Source organism: Pseudoxanthomonas wuyuanensis (assembly GCF_900215535.1).
In the GTDB taxonomy this organism is placed as follows: domain Bacteria; phylum Pseudomonadota; class Gammaproteobacteria; order Xanthomonadales; family Xanthomonadaceae; genus Pseudoxanthomonas_A; species Pseudoxanthomonas_A wuyuanensis.
Genome location: NZ_OCND01000002.1, coordinates 225492 through 242892 on the forward strand (window position 1 = coordinate 225492; position 17401 = coordinate 242892).

Here is a 17401-nt window from a genome sequence, read left to right on the forward strand (position 1 = left end):
CGACGCAGCAGGCTGCGGTCAGAACCGCTGCACGTAGCGCATGTACATGAAACGTCCGATGTCGAAGCCGCCGAAGTACGAGACGTTCGCGCTGGGCTGGCTGTACAGCACAGGTCCTACGTGGTCGAACACATTGTTGGCGCCGACCGAGACGGTGGCGTTCCACGGCGCGTTCCAGCGCAGCTGCAGATCGTGGAAGGTGTTGGAACCGGTCCGGTTGTAGGCCGACTGCACCGAAACGCCCTGGTTGTTGGGCGCGCGGTAGGCCGGATCGGTGCACTCATCCGGATACTGCGTCACGCTCAGGCATTGCTCCTTCAGCCCGGAGAAATAGCGCGCGGTCCAGCTGGCGCCCCACGCGCCTGACTCCCAGCTCAAGTTCAGATTGGAGCGGATGCGGAAGTGCGTGCCCGTGACCGTGCTTGCGAAACCCACGCCGGTGAACGGATTGGGATGGGTCACCGGGTCCTTGGTGGTGACCAGTTCGTCGCGGCTGGTGTAGGTGCTGGTCCACTGGATGGCGAAATTGCCCCAGCTGTCGGTGGGCAGGCGGTAGGCGACATCGAAATCGAAGCCTTCCACTTCGCGATAGCCGGCGTTGATGGGCGTGCGTTTCAGGTTGGTCACGATGCCGGTCAGCGGGTCGCGCTCGAAAGCGGTGCAGCGGGAGGCGATGTTGCTGATGTAGCAGTCGTTGAGGATCAGGTTGGCAGTGTCGTTGATGATGGTGTTCTCGACCCGGATCTCCCACCAGTCCAGCGCCAGGTTGAGGCCCTGCGCAAAGCCCGGGCTCCAGACTGCGCCCAGGGTCTTGGACGTGGATTCTTCCGGCTTCACATCGGGGTTGGAACCGGTGATGAAGGCCACCGGCGTCTGCGCAGCGGCATTGGTGGTCGGCACGAAGCCCTGGGCCAGTTGGCGGAAGGTATCGGGATTGACGCCGGACGGCAGTCCGGCGGCGCAGCTGGCGCGGACCGCCGCGCTCCTGGCCGACGCGCCATAGACCGTGTCGCAGGGATCGGTATAGGTGTCGAAGGTCTGCGAACCGCCGCCGTACAGATCATTGATGGTCGGGGCGCGGAAACCGTCGGCGATGGTGCCGCGGATCATCAACGAATCCAATGGCTTCCACTTGAAGCCGAACTTGTTGTTGACGGTATCGCCGAAGGCATCGTAGTCGGAGTAGCGGCTTGCCACGTTGAGGCTCAGTTCGCGCGCGCCGGGCAGATCGGACAGCAGCGGAATCTGCAACTCGGCATAGACTTCGTCCACCGTATAGCTGCCGCCGGTGGGGAAATTGGCCAGATCGGTGGTGTTGCCGCTCTGCACCAGCGAGTCGGGGCTGAACCTGCCTTCCTCTTTGCGGTTTTCCGCGCCTATCGCAAAGCCCAGGTCGCCGGCCGGCAGTGCGAACAGGGTGCCGGCCAGGTTGGCGGTGATGACGGTGGTTTCCGTCTTGGCGGTGGCGTGCGAGGTCGGGAACAGGAAATCCTGCAGCGCCTGGTTGCCGGTCAGGCCGCCGGCGCGAGTATCGCCAAAGGGCAGGAACGGGTTGTACGGCACGCACTGCGAAAGCGGGATGGGGGCTGCCGCCGTGCCGCACTGGACCACACCGTCGCTATTGAGGAAGGACGGACCAACCGCCGCGCGCAGGGCGGTCAGGTTGATGTTGCCAGTGCCGGTCTGCACCAGCTTGTTCTCGTTGTACAGATAGCCGACATCCCAGTCGAAGAAGCGATTGGCCAGTTCGAAGCTTCCCTCGAAGACGCCGCTGAAACGATAGGTGGTCAGTTCGGCGCGGGTCTGGCGCGGGATCTCCCAGGTGCGGCGCCACCAGTTGTCGATTTCCACGCCCAGCGGATTGAAGTAGCTGTCGGCCGACATCGGCGTGTCAAAGGCCAGTGCCTGGTACGGATAGCCGGCGATCTGGCGCAGGCTGTCGCGCATGCTGTACATCATGTTGGTGCGGAAGCGCACGTTGTCGGCGATGTCGTAGATGCCGTCGACAAACAGAGCGCGGCGCTCCTGCGGAGTGCGCAGATCGGTCTGCAGGTTGGTATTGGTCTTGTCGTCGGTCTGCTGCGAGTTGGTGTTCTGCGGGCGGTAGTCGGCCGGGTTGCGCGGATCGCCGCCTTCGCGCAGGACATAGCGGCCGTTGGCGAATCCCGGCAACGGGAAGGCGCTGGTGACGGCGAAGCCGCCGTACTGGCCCACCGGCGTCCAACCGTCGTCCGGGTGGTAGTGCGAGCGCGGGTAACGCGAATACGGACGGTCGGCAGCGGCCACCCGCTTCTCGTCGGCCCATTCGGCGCCGATGGTCAACGAACCGCGGTCGCCGCTGAAGCCCATCACGAAGTCGCCGATGGTGGTATCGCCGTCGCCTTCGCCGTACTGGCCGAAGTAGGCTCCGACGCTGGCGCCTTCAAACCCGGAACGGGTGATGATGTTGATGACGCCGGCGATGGCATCGGACCCGTAGATGGACGAGGCGCCATCCTTCAGCACTTCGATGCGCTCCACCGCAGCCACCGGCACGGTTGAAATATCCTGCAGCCCGGTGGTGGTGATGCCCAGCCGCTTGCCGTTGAGCAGCACCAGGGTGCGCTGTGCGCCAAGGTCGCGCAGGCTGATGAAGGTACCGCCGACCGCTTCTCCCGAGGACAGCGGCTGGGCGCGGCTGATCGGCGGTGTGCCGACCGCGCTGATGTTCTGCAGGATGTCGGCCACCGAGGCGAATCCCTGCTTTTCGATATCGCCGCGGCTGATGGTCAGCACCGGCTGCGAGGTTTCGGTGTCGACCTGGCGGATGCGGGTGCCGGTGACTTCGATGCGGTCAAGCGTGGTGGCCTGGTTCGCGCCGCCGGGCTCGCCCTGTTGCGCTAGCGCGTGGGCGGCGGGCAGGGCGGTCGCCAGGCTGGCGGACGTCAGCAACGCCCTCCGGACCGCGGTGGCGAGTGTGAGCTTGTACATTCGTGACTCCAGAAAAGGAAACGGAAGCGCGGCTGGGCCGGCCTGAAGAAATTACGAATCCTTAACTTTCGATTCTGCGCGCCAGCAGGCAGATGGATATGCACGGATGGGCGGCTTTGGCGGCGGGTATTGCAACCCCGGCGACCGGCGGGATACTCGCCATCTCCGATGGAATGCGTCTGCCATGTGCAGCGGAGGGGACGATTTGCCGATGATCAGCGCCAGCGCCACATCGCTTCCGCGCGGCCGGCAGCGCATGGAATGGTGGGAGGATCTGGCGCTGGCCGCGCTGCGCGTACTGGTTGGCGGTTTCCTGGTATGGGGAGTTGCCGACAACATCGCCAGCGCCGAGCGCATGTCCGAGTTCGCCGCGTTTCTGGCCTATCACCGCTTCCCGTACCCCAGCCTGCTGGCGCCGTTGTCGGTATGGGTGCAGTGCCTGTGCGGCCTGGCCTTCATCTCCGGCCTGGGCTTCCGCACGGCGGGAATCTTCTGCGCCGCCAACTTCATCGTGGCGGTGGCGATGGTCGACGCGCACGCCGGCATACGCGCGGCGTTTCCGGCCAGCGTGCTGGCGATGCTCGGGTTCTACTTCAGCGCCCGCGGCCCGGGCCGGTACGCGCTCGGACGCCGGCGGCGGCAAGAGGACGGCGGCGTCTCCGGCCCGGGAAATCCCGCAAGCCCGTAGCGCCTGGCAACGCGCGGGAAAGCCCGGATCGGCCGCGCCGCGCATCGATTTCTGCACATCCCTCTAGCGGCAAGTTAACGAAAGCCGGCGTACCTTGGCCTCCCGTGGCCCAGGAGAAAGGCATGAACACCGACTATTTCTTCGCCCAGGATCAGGCCGGCACGCGTTGCAAGGTCAACGTGCTGCGCCGCGCAGGCGACAACGAGCGCCGCACGTCGGCGGCGGCAGCGCAGCCTGCGCCGGTTTACCAGCTGGAAGACGGCAGCGCCCTGCAGCGGGTGGACAGCGATACGTTCCGCGTGATCGGCACCGGTGCATACATCACTGTGGTGCGCGACTAGAGCGTATTATGGCCGTTGGGGTGAGTGCGAAGGCTGCTGTCGCGGCGTCAGGCAAGGCGCACGCCGCCGGTCAGGCCCAAGCGCTAATCAGAATGTCGCGGCGGCCCGCAGCGGCAATGCAGCGTCCCAGCGGTCGCGCGCCTGCAGGAAACCCAGTTCCACCAGCACTGCAGCGCCAAGCACATGCGCGCCCTGCCGTTGCGCCAGCGCCACCGCCGCGCGCAGGGTGCCGCCGGTGGCAAGGACATCGTCGACGACGATGACGCGTGCGCCGGGCGGCAGCGCGTCGGTGCGGATTTGCAGGCGGTCGCTGCCGTATTCCAGCGCGTATTCGGCGGTCAGGGTGGCGCCCGGCAGCTTGCCGGGCTTGCGGACCGGCACGAAACCGGTGCCCAGCGCGCGCGCCAGCGCCGCGCCCAGGATGAAACCGCGCGACTCCACGCCAATCACCGCATCCAGCGCCATGCCGCGCCACGGCTCGGCCATGGCTTCCACGGCTTCCTCGAACCCGTCCGCATCCGCCAGCACCGGGGTGATGTCCTTGAACAGGATGCCGGGCCTGGGGAAGTCGGCGACATCGCGAATCAGATCTTGCCAGCGGGACATGGCTGCAGGACTGCGTTGGAAGGTCGGGGCATGCTAAACCCGCAGCGCCACCCAGGCAAAAGCCGCCAGCGCACCGGCGGCCTTTGCCCTGCCTGTGGCGCCGGTTCAGAAGTCGAAGCGCACCTGCACCTGCGCCAGATCGACATCGGCGTCTTCGATCTCGAAACGGCTGTACTCGCCGCGCAACGCTACGTTGCCGTTGAAGCGGTACTGTAGGCCGACACCGTAGGTGGGGTCGGTGCCGCTGTCATCGCCGGTGCCGGTAAGGGCGGGGATGCCGGCGTCCAGGTCCCAGCGCTGGAAACCGGCCTTGGCGTAGCCGGAAAACTTCTCGGTGAACGGCACGATGCCGACCGCGGTCAGATAGACCGAGCTGGCTTCCAGATCGCGGCCGACGCCATCGCTTTCCAGGCTGCCCAGATCGGCGTAGCCGCCTTCCAGCGCAAAATAGCGGTTGAACTGATAGCCGCCGAACACCGAGAACGCGGTGTCTTCGTCGTCGTAGCTGCCTTCGTCGACCAGCGACTGGCCAGCGCCGGCACCGGCGTAGAAGCCCCGGTCTTCCGCTGCCTGGGCGCCAAAGACGGCACCGCCGGCGAGGGCGGCAATCAGAGCGGTGGACAGCAACGTGTTGTTCTTGTTCATGGATTGCAAACTCCTGCATCAGCCATCGCAACGCGGGGGAAGGGAGCGGCGATGGATTCGACGACGGGTCCCGGCGGAATGCCGGCGCAGCCATCGTTGCAGGCCATAGATGGGCGCGATGCGGTGGTTTCAAATGCGAAGACAGGCGACGCAGCTTCCCGTCAGTGGAACGCAACCAGGCATCGAACCGTTGCACCATCGCGCGCGGCGCGTGCCGCGCGCGGAGCGGAAAATCCGCAGGTGTTTTGGGATGGTCTCTCCCGAAATGCATGGCTAATCGCATCCGCCGCTACTGGCTAAGCTTGCCGCTCCCGCCACTATCCGTACGACCCATGAGCGAATCGCTTTCGATGTACCAGGCCTCGGTTCCGGTATTGCAGCGTGCGCTGCGCAACCTGCGCGAAATCCTGCGCAAGGGCCAGACGCATGCGCAGTCGCAGGGCTACGACCCAGCCGTATTGCTGCAGTCGCGGCTGTATCCGGACATGCTGCCGTTGCTGCGGCAGGTGCAGATTGCGACCGATACGGCAAAGTTCGCCCCCGCACGCTTGGCCGGGGTGGAGTCGATGCGTTTCGACGATACCGAAACCGGATTCGATGAACTGTATGCGCGGCTGGATCGGACGATCGAATACCTCGGCAGCTTCAGTGCCGAACAGATCGACGGCAGCGAAACGCGCGAAGTGCTGCTGCCCACCCGCAGCCGCGGCGATCTGCGCTTCGATGGCCGCGGTTACCTGTTCGGATTCGTGCTGCCGAACCTGTATTTCCATGTGTCCACCGCCTACGCCATCCTGCGCAGCAACGGCGTTCCGCTGGGCAAGTCGGATTATCTGGGCGGCAACTGACGGGGCCGCCGCCGCAAGGGCGGCGCGGGCGCTCCCGGGACGCGCACCGTGCGGCGGTTGCCCCTTGCCTGGCAAACGCGGCGCGGCGCGGGTCAACCAGCGCGGATCTGCGCCTGCCGCGATTTGCCCAACGTCGCCAGCGCGGCCTCGTACGACCAGCGCACCAGTTCGGTCAGATAGGCCTCGGGCAGCGTGCGCACGTCGACCACCGTCACCCAGCGGTAGCGGCCCAGCCAGCGCGCCGGCTTGACGCCGGGGATGTCGGTCAGTTCGACAAAGCGCTCCGGACTTGCCTTGAAGCTGAAACGCCACCGTTCCGGATCGCTGGTCTTGAAGTGGGCGAATCGCTTGCCGCCGACCGCATAGGTCAGGATGTTGGCCGGCGGCCCATGCAGGGTTGCGGTGGCGCCGGGCAACGCGGCGCAGAACGCCTTCATCTGTTCACTGTTCATGCCGGCATGTTAGCCGGTGGCGGCTGCCTCCGGAGACAGCCGTGCCCGCCGCCTGGCGGCACATGGCGTTCACCGCGGATGCGGATAATCAGGCGGCTCCATCCGAGGATATCCGCATGTTCGCGCATCGATCCGCCCGTGCCGTTTTGCTGGCCCTTGCCATGAGCTTGATCGCCGCCTGCGGCGAAGAATCCAGCCAGCCACCCGAGCCGACGCCGCCGGCCGCTGCGGTCGCGACCCCAGCGCCCGCAGACACCGAAGCCGATACCGTCATCCTGCAGGCGGAGCAGCCGTTTGTCGCAATGGTGACGATGGCGCCGCGCGAAGCCGGCAGCGCGCATGAGGCTTTCCCCGCCAACTATCGGCCAACCCTGCTGTTCGACGCTGCGCCGACCGAGGTGGTCTGCGTGCTGGACATGAGTCAGCCGGTCTCCGCATTTTCGCCCGGCGACAGCCATCGGATAAGCGGGCGCTGCCGCGAAGATGTCACTCTGCCGCGCGACAAGCTCGGCTTCCTGGTGCAGGAAGGCGGCCGCGATGTCGGCCGCGGCACCGTCGAGTTGCCGTGACGCGGCTGGCCACCGCCGGCCGTCGCCGCGTCAGGCCGAGATGTGTCCGCCGCCGTTGATGTGGATCAGCTGCCCGGTGATGAAGCTGGCATCGTCGCTGGCCAGGAAGACATAGGCCGGCGCGACTTCCGACGGCTGCCCGGGCCGCTTCATCAACGTGTCGGAGCCGAACTCGGCCACCTGTTTGCGATCGAACGAGGCCGGTATCAGCGGCGTCCAGATCGGACCCGGCGCGACCGCGTTGACGCGGATGCCGCGATCGGCCAGCGACGATGCCAGCGAAAAGGTCATCGCGTGGATGGCGCCCTTGGTTGCCGCGTAGTCCAGCAGCGTGGCGTGTCCGCGCACGCCGGTGATCGAGCCGGTATTGATGATGCAGCCGTTGTCAGGCAGGTGCGGAAGCGCCGCATCGACCAGATAGAAGAACGAGAACAGGTTGGTCTCGAAGGTCTTGCGCACGCGCGCTGGCGTCAGTTCTTCGGCCTGTTCGACTGGGTATTGCTGGGCATGATTGTTGACCAGCACGTCCAGCGCACCCAGTTTCGCGACGGTCTTGTCGACCGTTTTCTGGCAATTCGCCGGTGTCGACAGATCGGTGCGGACAAGCAGGCAGCGCACGCCTTCGGCTTCCACCAGTCGCTGCGCTTCGGCGGCATCGGCGTCCTCGGACAGATAGGCGATGGCCACCGCCGCGCCTTCGCGGGCGAAATGCACCGCCACCGCGCGGCCGATACCGCTATCGCCGCCGGTGATCAGCGCCACCTTGCCGGCCAGCTTGCCGCTGCCGCGATAGCTGTCGCGAATGGTTTCCGGCTGCGGATGCATCGCGCTCTGGCGGCCGGGTTGGCGGCGTTGCCGCTGCGGCGGATTGACGCGCTTCTTGGTGGCGGCCATGACATGTTCTCCTTCAGCGTGCTCGAGCCCGAAGTTATCGGCGCGGACGTTACGGGCCTGTGGGCATGCGATGAAGAACGGTGCAATCCGCCCCGCTGGGAGAGTCGGATTCTGCTATTTTCCTGTCCAGGATGCCGGTCAGGGACAACAAGAATGAGCAAGGAAAGAACGCCACCGCTGCGCGGCCGCTGGCTGCCAGCGCAGGAGCCACCGCCATCAAGCCGTCAGTACTCCTGGCTGCTGCTGGTGCCGCTGGCCGCGGCTGCCTACGGTCTGGTTGCCCACTATGCGCCGCTGCGGAACATGCTTGATCTTGATGGCGAGGCGGCGATTGAAGCTGTGCCGGCTCCGCCAGCGGATGCGCCGGTGACGATCGCGCCCGCCGCTACAGCGGCAGCCCCAACACCGATGCCTGCACCAGTGCCGGCGCTTGTTGCGCCCGCGCCGCGCCCATTGCCGCCGCCCACGGTGACCGAAGCCCAGTTGCTGGCCCGCTATGCCGAGCGGCCGACGGCGCAACCGGACCCGACAGAAGACATCGCGGGCCGGCGCAGCGACGGCGCAGCCGGCCTGGCCGAAGCGCTGCGCCGCGGCGAGATACGGCTGGCGACATCAAGCGACCTGGAACGCTGGAAACAACGTTATGCCGTGGCCAGCGGGCGCCGCATCGGTGAGCGGTTCGACGAGTTCACGCGTCATGGCACTGCTTATCTGATACAGAGGGACTTCGTGATTCCCGATGGCCTGTCCGGTGCCAACGCAGTGGTGTTCCTGCTTCCTCCGCATGCGCCATTCCCGCGCGGCCATGCCGGCCACTCGCCTATTCTGGATCTCGACAGCGGTGGCTGCGCGGGGATGATCTGCAACTTCCTGCTGGACGACCGGTAGCGAGTTGGTTCTGCAAGGCGCAGGCCGTCACGCCAACAAATCGCGCAGCGCCTGCTCCAGCTGCGGATGAGCGAATTCGAAACCCTGCGCCTGTGCGCGCTGCGGCACCACGCGCTGGCCGGTCAGCAGCAGGTCGGCCATCTCGCCGAACATCAATCTCAATGCCGGCGCCGGCGTGGTCAGCAGTGCCGGCCGCCGCAACACCCGGCCCAGCGTCTGCGCGAATTCCCGGTTGGTCACCGGATGCGGCGCGGTGGCGTTGTAGGCGCCGCTGCCATCCTGGCTTTCCAGCAGCCACAGGATCAGCCGCACCAGATCGGCGCGGTGCACCCAGCTCATCCACTGGCGGCCGCTGCCCATCGGACCGCCCAGGCCCAGCCGGAATGGCGGCAACATCTTGCCCAGCGCGCCGCCGTCGGCGCCCAGCACGATGCCGGTGCGAAGCAGGCAGACGCGTACGCCCAGTCCGGCCGCCTTGGCCGCCTCGGTTTCCCAGTCGCGGCATAGCCGCGCGGCAAAGTCGTTGCCGGGTGCGGCGGTTTCGTCCAGCGGCGTGTCGTCGCGCGGGCCGTAGTAGCCGATGGCCGATCCCGAAACCAGTACCGCCGGCCGCGTTTGCCGCTGTTGCAGCCAGGCCAGCAAGCGCTGCGTGGTGCCGATGCGCGAATCGCGGAACGCCTGCTTGCGGCGGGCATTCCAGCGGCCTGCGGTCAGCGATTCGCCGGCCAGGTTGACCGCGGCGTCGGCGCGTTCCAGTTCGTCCAGTGCGCCGATCAGCCGCACTCCGGGCAGGCGGTGGGCGGCGGCGCGGACGTCGCGGGTCAGCACGGTCGGATGATGCCCGGCCTGCAACAGCTGTTGGCATAGTGCGCGGCCGATGAAGCCGCTGCCTCCGGTGACAAGTACCTGCATGGCAACGGCTCCGTTGCGGCGCGACCGATTGCGAGCGTCGACAGGCGCCAGTCTACTCCGCATGGCGGTGCGGAACGGCAGGTGCGGGCAGTGACCGGATGTGCCGGCTTGGCACGGCGTTGCCACGGCGCCATCGGGTTCTGGGGTAGGCTCGGGCCTACACAATCGGTGAGGAATGCATATGCAACTGGGAATGATCGGGTTGGGCCGGATGGGCGCCAATATGGCCGAGCGGCTGGTCCGTGGCGGGCACCAGGTTGTCGGCTACGACCCCGGCGAGGCGGCGCGCGAACAGGCTGCCGGGCGCGGCATCCAGGCCGCCGCATCGCTGCGGCAACTGGTGGACGCGTTGGCTGCGCCGCGCGCGGTGTGGCTGATGGTGCCGGCCGGGCAGATCGTCGATGACACCTTGGCCGCGCTGCTGCCGTTGCTGGCGCCGGGCGATACCGTGATCGACGGCGGCAATTCGTTCTACAAGGACAGCCAGCGCCGCGCCGGCGAACTGGCCGCCGCGGGCATCGCCTATGTCGATTGCGGCACCAGCGGCGGCGTGTGGGGACTGAGCGAAGGCTACAGCCTGATGATCGGCGGTGGCGAAGCCGAAGTCGAACGCCTGCGCCCGTTGTTCGCCACGCTGGCGCCGGCACCGGACAGCGGCTGGGGCCGGGTGGGGCCCAGCGGCGCCGGGCATTACAGCAAGATGATCCACAACGGCATCGAATACGGGCTGATGCAGGCCTACGCCGAGGGCTTTGCGATCCTGCAGCACAAGCAGGAATTCGCGCTGGATCTGCACCAGATCGCCGAAATCTGGCGCAACGGCAGCGTGGTGCGTTCCTGGCTGCTGGATCTGACCTCCGATGCGTTGAAGAAGAACCCTTCCCTGGCCGGCATTGCGCCGTATGTGGAGGATTCCGGCGAGGGCCGCTGGACCGCCGCCGAGGCGATCGCGCTGAACGTCGCCGCGCCGGTGATCACGCTGTCGCTGCTGGAACGGCTGCGCTCGCGCGATGACGATTCGTTCACCGACAAGCTGCTGGCGGCCATGCGCAACCAATTCGGCGGCCACGCCATCAAGCAGGGATAGCCGGCAGCGCCGCCGCTTCGGCGCGGTCACGAAAGCTTAGCGGTGCGGCTGCTACTAAGGAGATCGGAAGCGGATGGACCGCGTTTGCGCGGCACGGAGCGGAACATGAAAATCCTGATGGTGTTGACCTCGCATGATCGGCTTGGCGACAGCGGCAAGCCCACCGGATTCTGGCTGGAAGAATTCGCCGCGCCGTATTACGTGTTCAAGGATGCCGGCGCCGAGGTGGTGCTGGCCTCGCCCAAGGGCGGGCAGCCGCCGCTGGATCCCAAGAGCGAGGCGCCGGACGCGCAGACCCCGGCCACTGTGCGCTTCAATGGCGATGCCGAAGCGCTGGCGGCGCTGGCGCAGACGCGCAAGCTGGCCGAGGTGGCGGATGAGGACATCGATGCGCTGTTCTACCCCGGCGGGCACGGCCCGCTATGGGATTTGTGCGAAGACCGGCATTCGATCGCGCTGATCGAGAAGACCTTCGCCGCCGGCAAGCCGGTCGCGGCGGTCTGCCATGGTCCGGCGGTGTTGCGCCATCCGCGGGGCGCGCTGGGCGAGCCGCTGGTCAAGGGCAAGCATGTGACCGGCTTCAGCAACAGCGAGGAGGCGGTGGCGGGGTTGACCGACGTGGTGCCGTTCCTGCTGGAGGACATGCTGGCCGACAACGGCGCCCACTACAGCCGCGCTGGCGACTGGCAGAGCCATGTGGTCACCGACGGCCATCTGGTCACCGGCCAGAATCCGGCTTCGTCGGAAGCGGCCGCCGAAGCGGTGCTGGTGTTGTTGCGGCGGCGATGAGGGCGCGGTGGGGCAGGGCCTGCCGCATTCCCGGCGCGCGGGGCTCGCATCGCCGTGTGGCCGGCACCGCCATTCACGGCCTCTTACGTTTCAGGCGTTAGCGTCGCCGCATCCCCACAGGAGATGCCGCCATGAGCCAGTTGCAGCTACCCGACCGCGTGTTCACCCAGGCCGCCGATGTCGCCCTGCTGGAAGCCAATATCGCCGCGTTGCCGGACGAGGCCATCGTGCAGTTGACGATGGACGATGGCAGCGCCCTGCGCGGCGTGGTCGCCACCCGTCCCAGCGCGCAGATCTTCCGCACCAGCGATGGCCAGGAAGGCATCAACGCGGTGCTGCGGCTGGACGATCTGGAACATCCCGAACAGGCGCATTACCTGTGGCTGGACCAGGTGCGCGACATCTTTCCGCTGGGTTCGGCCTGAGACAGGCGATGCGCCAGGGCCCGTAGCGATGGCGTCGTTGCCTGCCGAGGACATCGTGTGCCCGTACTGCGGCGAAACGATCACCGTCTTTGTCGACGACTCCGCCGGAGAGCAGTCGTATATCGAAGATTGCCAGGTCTGCTGCCGCCCCATCCAGATCCGCCTGCGGCTGGACCGGGACGGCACGCCGCAGCTGAGCGTCAGCGCCGAAAACGAGGCCTGAGCGGCGAGGACAAGGCCGGGGCTCAGCGGTCTTTGCTGCCGTCGTGGACGCCCGGGTAGTCCTTTTCCGGGTCGCGGCGTCCGCGCGTGCCGGTGTGGTCGGGCTGATCCGGCGCTTTCCATTGCGCCTTGTCGTTGCGGTACTTGTCGGGCGTGTCGGATTTCTGCGGATCGCTTTGGCGGTTGTCGCGGGGTTTGGGGGTACCGTGCATGCCGTTCTCCGGAGTGATTCCTTTCAAACTATTCGCTCTAGAGCGTGTTATGGCCTTTGGGGTGAGTGCGAAGGCTGCTGTCGCGGTGTCAGGCAAGGCGCACGCCGCCGGTCAGGCTGGTGGCCTGGCCAAGGCGTGCAACGCCGCATGGCGCCGCGACAGCGGCCTTCCCGAAGAGCCTGCCCCGTACTTGATACGGGGGTTGCGCGCCAGCACCGCCGCAGCCGCGTTGCCCGGCTGGCCTTGGGCACCACCCAAGGACGGCGCCGGCCGGCTTGCTGCAACGGCGCTGGCGCGCAACGCATCTCATCCCAGAGTTCATAACACGCTCTAATGTCAGCACTGCGCGAATTCCGCGGCCGTCGCCGTTGACGCGGTGTTTACCGCCGCCCCGGTTAGCTTGATGAACGATCCGGGCATCAGGAATCGCCATGCCACGCTGGAGCCGCCGCTGGAATCGCATCGTTGCGATCGTCGTACTCGCGTTTGCCTCTGCCGGTTGCTCCGGACAGCCGGTCAGCGGTCTCGGCGAAACCGGACCGGAGCCGGTACTGCCGCCCGCCAAGCGCCAGCGCATTCCCACCGTCAACATCGCACCTGCCGTCGGCTGGCCGGAGGGCGCCGCGCCGCAGCCGGCCGAAGGCCTGGCGGTGCAGGCGTTCGCACGGGATCTGGATCATCCGCGCTGGCTGTACGTGCTGCCCAACGGCGACGTGCTGGTGGCCGAAACCAATGCGCCGCCGAAACCGGATGAACCGGGCGGTTTGCGCGGCTGGTTCATGAAACGCGCCATGAAGAAGGCCGGCGCCGCCGTACCCAGCGCCAACCGCATCACCCTGCTGCGCGATGCCGACGGCGACGGCATCGCGGAGACGCGCAGCGTGTTGCTGCAGGATCTGTTTTCGCCGTTCGGAATGGCGTTGATCGGCGACTGGATGTATATCGCCAACGCCGATGCGGTAGTGCGGGTTCCCTACCGCCAGGGCGACACCCGCATCGCTACCGCGCCGGTGAAGGTCGCCGATCTGCCGGGCGGGCCGATCAACCACCACTGGACCAAGAGCCTGGTCGCCAGCGCCGACGGCAGCCGTCTGTACGTGGGCGTGGGCTCCAACAGCAACGTCGGCGAAAACGGCATGGACAACGAAACCGACCGCGCCGCGGTGCTGGAAATCGATCCCGCTACCGGCGCCCGCCGCGTGTTCGCTTCCGGCTTGCGCAATCCGGTCGGCCTGGCCTGGGAACCGCAGACCGGTGCGCTGTACACGGTGGTCAACGAACGCGACGAGATCGGCGACCAACTGGTGCCGGACTACCTGACCTCGGTGCGCGAAGGTGCCTTCTATGGTTGGCCCTACAGCTACTGGGGCCAACATGTGGATGCGCGGGTGAAGCCGCCGCGTCCGGATCTGGTGGCTACTGCGATTGCGCCGGACTACGCGCTGGGCGCGCATGTGGCGGCGCTGGGACTGACGTTCCATACCGGCGAGCTGCTGCCGCAACGCTACCGCGGCGGTGCCTTCATCGGCCTGCATGGTTCGTGGAACCGCAGGGATCCGGTGGGCTACAAGGTGGTCTACCTGCCGTTCGCCGATGGCCGGCCGCAGGGCCAGTTGCAGGATGTGCTGACTGGCTTTCTTGACGGCAAGGGCAATGCGCGCGGCCGGCCGGTCGGGGTGGTCATCGACCGCGCAGGCGCTCTGCTGGTGGCCGACGATGTCGGCAACGCGATCTGGCGGGTGACGCCGCGATAAGCCTGCGGGCAAAATGATAACCGGGCTTACGCAAACGCCTGCGCCGACAGGCGTATGCTCGGCGGCGGTTCAATCGCGTCCTGGGGAGGAAATGATGGCTACTGTCGATTCGTCCGTGCGTCCGAAGAGCTTCTGGGTGGTTGCGGTGCTGGCGTTGCTGTGGAATCTGCTGGGCGTGGCGATGTTCGCCATGCAGATGATGATGACGCCGGAAGCGCTGGCGGCGATGCCGGCCGAGCAGCGCCAGGTGTACGAAGCCACACCGGCCTGGTTGAACATCGCCTTCGCGGTGGCGGTGTTCGGTGGCGTGCTCGGTGCGCTCGGCCTGTTGCTGAAGAAGCGTTGGGCGGTGCTGTTCTTTACGGTGTCGCTGCTTGGCCTGCTGGTGCAGATGATCTCGGCCTACCTGTTCACGCCAGCCTGGCAGGCCTTCGGTCCGGCAGGGCTGGTGATGCCGGCGGTGCTGATCGTGATTGCGCTGTTGCTGTTGGGATACTCGCGCAAGGCGGCAGCGCGCGGCTGGTTGGGATAGGAAAAGGCAGCCAGATGGCCCGCTTCCAAGCTGGAGTCAGGAAGCGAGGCCAGACAGCCACTTTTTCTAGGGTTCTTCTCCCACTTCCGGGGAGCTCGGCTTCGGTAGGAGCCGCCGCCCGTCAGGCTGGGGGGTACTCCGCCCTCCTGACGACGTCGTGTCTTTACGTCGGGCCGCAGGCCCTCCATGGCCTGCTCTCCGCACCCCCCAGCCCGCCGGCCGTCGCCTTTGCGCAGCTGACAGATCGCGACTTCGGAAGGCCTTTCTTCGAGCGCCGGCCAGTTGTCCAGAAGCCGGTGGCCAGGGCAATGCGGGACCGTACGCGGCATGGATGCCGCGTAAGAGCCCACAGGGGTGAGGCAAGCGTTTGCGAAGCACAGCTTCGCGCGCAGCCGAACGCCCGCCATCTGCGATGGTGGGCCGGGCCCGCGCAGCGGGTGTTTACGGCGTGTCCCGCATTGCCCTGGCCATCGGATTCCACATGGATGTTCCCCGCCTTGGGAGAAGAGCCTTTTTAAAAGCACACAGGTACCCGCGCCATCGGGTGGGGGATTTGCTGTTTTGCTTTTGTTCTTTTGAAGAACAAAACAAATCCCCCTCAAATGCTTTTCAACCGCCGAATGGTGGGTCATCCCCCTTGACCAGCCAATCGGTTGTTGAAGAGCGCCGGAAAAGGAGGAAGTGAAGCCTGAGCCTTGCCCGGTCCCCGGTCCCCGGTTCAAACCTCTTCCAACTCCACGCCGATGAAGCCGCCGGACTGCCTGCGCCACAGCGCCGCGTACAGGCCATCGCGTTCCAGTAATTCCTCGTGGCTGCCGGTCTCGATGATGCGGCCTTCGTCCATCACCACCAGCCGGTCCAGCACGGCAATGGTCGACAGCCGATGAGCTATGGCGATCACCGTCTTGCCTTCCATCAGCGTGTACAACTGCTCCTGGATGGCCGCTTCCACCTCCGAATCCAGCGCCGAGGTGGCTTCGTCCAGTACCAGGATAGGCGCGTCCTTCAACAACACCCGCGCGATGGCCACGCGCTGGCGCTGGCCGCCGGACAGCTTGACGCCGCGTTCGCCGACCTGGGTGTCGTAGCCGGTACGGCCCTTGGGGTCGGCCAGCGTGCGGATGAACCCATCGGCATGCGCGCGCTGCGCCGCCTCAATCACCGCGGATTCGTCGGCGTCGGGCCGGCCGTAGCGGATGTTGTCGCGGATCGAGCGGTGCAGCAGTGAAGTGTCCTGGGTGACCATGCCGATATTGCGGCGCAGCGATTCCTGGGTGACCCGGGAGATGTCCTGGCCGTCGATCAGGATGCGTCCGCCCTCCAGGTCGTAGAAGCGCAGCAGCAGGTTGACCAGGGTCGACTTGCCTGCGCCGGAGCGGCCGACGATGCCGACCTTCTCGCCCGGGCGTATGGTCAGCGACAGATCGTCGATGACCTTGGCCTCGCGGCCGTAGTGGAACTGCAGCTGCTCGAAGCGGATTTCGCCGCGTTCCACCGTCAGCTCCCCGGCGCCGCGCGCGTCGGCAATGGCCAGCGGCTGGGCGATGGTGCCGATGCCGTCCTGTACGGTGCCGATGTTCTCGAACAGGCCGGCGACTTCCCACAGGATCCACTGCGACATCGAACGGATGCGCATCACCAGCGCGATCGCCACGGCGATGGAGCCCAGCGAAATGGCCGACTGCTGCCAGGCCCAGACCGAAATGCCGCCGATGCCGGCCAGCAGCAGCGCATTGAGAGTGTGCAGGGTGAACGTCAGCAGCGTCACCAGCCGCATTTGCCGGTGCACGGTCTGCATGAATCCGTCCATCGCATCGCGCGCGTAGTCCTGCTCGCGGTCGGTATGCGCAAACAGCTTGATGGTCTGGATATTGGTATAGCTGTCGACGATGCGCCCGGTCATCAGCGCGCGCGCATCGGCCTGGGCCATGGCCACTTTCTGCAGCCGCGGCACGAACTGGACCAGGATCGCCAGGTAGCCGAGCAGCCACAGGCCCAATGGCAGCATCAGCCACGGGTCGGCGCTGCCGACCAGCAGCATGGTGCCGGTGAAATAGACGATCACGTAGACGAATACGTCCAGCAGCTTGGTCACCGCTTCGCGCACCGCCAGCGCGTTCTGCATCACCTTCTGCGAGATGCGGCCGGCGAACTCGTCCTGGAAGAACGCCAGGCTCTGCCGCAGCAGATAGCGGTGCGACAGCCAGCGCGCAATCATCGGGTAATTGCCGAAGATGGTCTGGTGCATGATCAGCGACTGCCCCAGGACCACCAGCGGAAACGCGACCAGCACCAGCACCGCCATCCCGGCCAGCGCGCGGCCATGAACGTCGAAGAACGCAGCGCGGTCGGTTGCGCCCATCCAGTCGACCAGCTGCCCCATGAAGTTGAAGAAGGTGATCTCCAGCACCGAGATGGCCGCAGTCAGCGCCGACATCAGCAGCAGCCAAGGCAGCAACGGGCGCGAGTAGTGGTACAGGAACGCGGCCAGCTTCCGCGGCGGCGTGGTCGGTTCGCCCTGCGGATAAGGGTTCACCCGCGTTTCGAAGAATCGGAACATGTGATTG

The 17401-nt window shown here is 66.5% G+C and carries 19 protein-coding genes; 11 read left to right on the forward strand and 8 right to left on the reverse strand.

Translation table 11 applies throughout. The features are described from left to right. Positions 1 to 18: 18 nt before the first annotated feature. On the reverse strand, positions 19 to 2970 hold the full coding sequence (locus CRO39_RS06030; RefSeq protein ID WP_097120974.1) for a TonB-dependent receptor plug domain-containing protein: 2952 nt from the start codon (positions 2968 to 2970) through the stop codon (positions 19 to 21). 211 nt (positions 2971 to 3181) lie between these two features. Here CRO39_RS06030 and CRO39_RS06035 point away from each other — a divergent pair, with 211 nt between their 5' ends. Together CRO39_RS06035 and CRO39_RS06040 are read left to right on the forward strand one after the other, a co-directional pair. Further along, positions 3182 to 3658 (forward strand): DoxX family protein, encoded by a 477-nt coding sequence (locus CRO39_RS06035; RefSeq protein ID WP_162125637.1) that lies wholly within the window; start codon positions 3182 to 3184, stop codon positions 3656 to 3658. A gap of 122 nt (positions 3659 to 3780) precedes the next feature. Next, positions 3781 to 3999: a hypothetical protein gene (locus tag CRO39_RS06040; RefSeq protein WP_097120976.1), complete on the forward strand. Its 219-nt coding sequence runs from the start codon at positions 3781 to 3783 to the stop codon at positions 3997 to 3999. 87 nt (positions 4000 to 4086) lie between these two features. Here CRO39_RS06040 and CRO39_RS06045 read toward each other — a convergent pair whose 3' ends face one another. Together CRO39_RS06045 and CRO39_RS06050 are read right to left on the reverse strand one after the other, a co-directional pair. Then, on the reverse strand, positions 4087 to 4605 hold the full coding sequence (locus CRO39_RS06045) for an adenine phosphoribosyltransferase (RefSeq protein WP_097120977.1): 519 nt from the start codon (positions 4603 to 4605) through the stop codon (positions 4087 to 4089). 105 nt (positions 4606 to 4710) lie between these two features. Beyond that, positions 4711 to 5250: an outer membrane beta-barrel protein gene (locus CRO39_RS06050; RefSeq protein ID WP_097120978.1), complete on the reverse strand. Its 540-nt coding sequence runs from the start codon at positions 5248 to 5250 to the stop codon at positions 4711 to 4713. A 332-nt stretch (positions 5251 to 5582) separates the two neighbouring features. On the opposite strand from CRO39_RS06050, the gene CRO39_RS06055 reads away from it, so the two are divergent. Next, entirely contained in the window at positions 5583 to 6098 is a 516-nt protein-coding gene (locus CRO39_RS06055) for a DUF1993 domain-containing protein (RefSeq protein ID WP_238394488.1), read from the forward strand. A 92-nt stretch (positions 6099 to 6190) separates the two neighbouring features. Here CRO39_RS06055 and CRO39_RS06060 read toward each other — a convergent pair whose 3' ends face one another. Beyond that, on the reverse strand, positions 6191 to 6550 hold the full coding sequence (locus CRO39_RS06060) for an MmcQ/YjbR family DNA-binding protein (protein ID WP_097120979.1): 360 nt from the start codon (positions 6548 to 6550) through the stop codon (positions 6191 to 6193). Between the two features lie 62 nt (positions 6551 to 6612). Here CRO39_RS06060 and CRO39_RS06065 point away from each other — a divergent pair, with 62 nt between their 5' ends. Further along, positions 6613 to 7119 carry a hypothetical protein gene (locus CRO39_RS06065; protein WP_097120980.1) on the forward strand — a complete coding sequence of 169 codons (507 nt, stop codon included), beginning with the start codon at positions 6613 to 6615 and terminating at the stop codon, positions 7117 to 7119. Positions 7120 to 7149: 30 nt separating this feature from the next. Here the strand turns inward: CRO39_RS06065 and CRO39_RS06070 are convergent, their stop codons facing one another. Next, the gene (locus CRO39_RS06070; RefSeq protein ID WP_097120981.1) at positions 7150 to 8013 is read right to left on the reverse strand and encodes an SDR family oxidoreductase; all 864 of its coding nucleotides are present in this window, start codon (positions 8011 to 8013) and stop codon (positions 7150 to 7152) included. Between the two features lie 3 nt (positions 8014 to 8016). On the opposite strand from CRO39_RS06070, the gene CRO39_RS06075 reads away from it, so the two are divergent. Next, positions 8017 to 8901: a hypothetical protein gene (locus CRO39_RS06075; protein ID WP_141400734.1), complete on the forward strand. Its 885-nt coding sequence runs from the start codon at positions 8017 to 8019 to the stop codon at positions 8899 to 8901. A 27-nt stretch (positions 8902 to 8928) separates the two neighbouring features. On the opposite strand, the gene CRO39_RS06080 is transcribed toward CRO39_RS06075, so the two are convergent. Beyond that, positions 8929 to 9813, reverse strand: a complete 885-nt coding sequence (locus CRO39_RS06080) for a TIGR01777 family oxidoreductase (protein ID WP_097120983.1) — start codon at positions 9811 to 9813, stop codon at positions 8929 to 8931. A gap of 181 nt (positions 9814 to 9994) precedes the next feature. Between CRO39_RS06080 and gnd the strand changes: the two genes are divergently transcribed. From gnd to CRO39_RS06100, 4 genes are all read left to right on the forward strand, one after another. Beyond that, a complete protein-coding gene (gene gnd / locus CRO39_RS06085; RefSeq protein WP_097120984.1) occupies positions 9995 to 10900 on the forward strand; it encodes a phosphogluconate dehydrogenase (NAD(+)-dependent, decarboxylating) in 906 nt (301 codons plus the stop codon). 105 nt (positions 10901 to 11005) lie between these two features. Further along, the gene (locus CRO39_RS06090) at positions 11006 to 11689 is read left to right on the forward strand and encodes a type 1 glutamine amidotransferase domain-containing protein (protein WP_097120985.1); all 684 of its coding nucleotides are present in this window, start codon (positions 11006 to 11008) and stop codon (positions 11687 to 11689) included. A 131-nt stretch (positions 11690 to 11820) separates the two neighbouring features. Then, positions 11821 to 12114, forward strand: a complete 294-nt coding sequence (locus CRO39_RS06095) for a DUF3247 family protein (RefSeq protein ID WP_097120986.1) — start codon at positions 11821 to 11823, stop codon at positions 12112 to 12114. A gap of 28 nt (positions 12115 to 12142) precedes the next feature. Next, a complete protein-coding gene (locus CRO39_RS06100) occupies positions 12143 to 12337 on the forward strand; it encodes a CPXCG motif-containing cysteine-rich protein (RefSeq protein ID WP_097120987.1) in 195 nt (64 codons plus the stop codon). A 22-nt stretch (positions 12338 to 12359) separates the two neighbouring features. Here CRO39_RS06100 and CRO39_RS06105 read toward each other — a convergent pair whose 3' ends face one another. Next, on the reverse strand, positions 12360 to 12548 hold the full coding sequence (locus tag CRO39_RS06105) for a hypothetical protein (protein ID WP_097120988.1): 189 nt from the start codon (positions 12546 to 12548) through the stop codon (positions 12360 to 12362). Positions 12549 to 12958: 410 nt separating this feature from the next. On the opposite strand from CRO39_RS06105, the gene CRO39_RS06110 reads away from it, so the two are divergent. Together CRO39_RS06110 and CRO39_RS06115 are read left to right on the forward strand one after the other, a co-directional pair. Continuing rightward, entirely contained in the window at positions 12959 to 14302 is a 1344-nt protein-coding gene (locus CRO39_RS06110; RefSeq protein ID WP_425479668.1) for a PQQ-dependent sugar dehydrogenase, read from the forward strand. Between the two features lie 94 nt (positions 14303 to 14396). After that, on the forward strand, positions 14397 to 14834 hold the full coding sequence (locus tag CRO39_RS06115; RefSeq protein ID WP_141400735.1) for a hypothetical protein: 438 nt from the start codon (positions 14397 to 14399) through the stop codon (positions 14832 to 14834). 718 nt (positions 14835 to 15552) lie between these two features. Here CRO39_RS06115 and CRO39_RS06120 read toward each other — a convergent pair. Beyond that, complete coding sequence (locus CRO39_RS06120) at positions 15553 to 17394, reverse strand: ABC transporter ATP-binding protein (protein ID WP_097120991.1); 1842 nt, start codon at positions 17392 to 17394, stop codon at positions 15553 to 15555. Between the last annotated feature and the right edge of the window lie 7 nt (positions 17395 to 17401).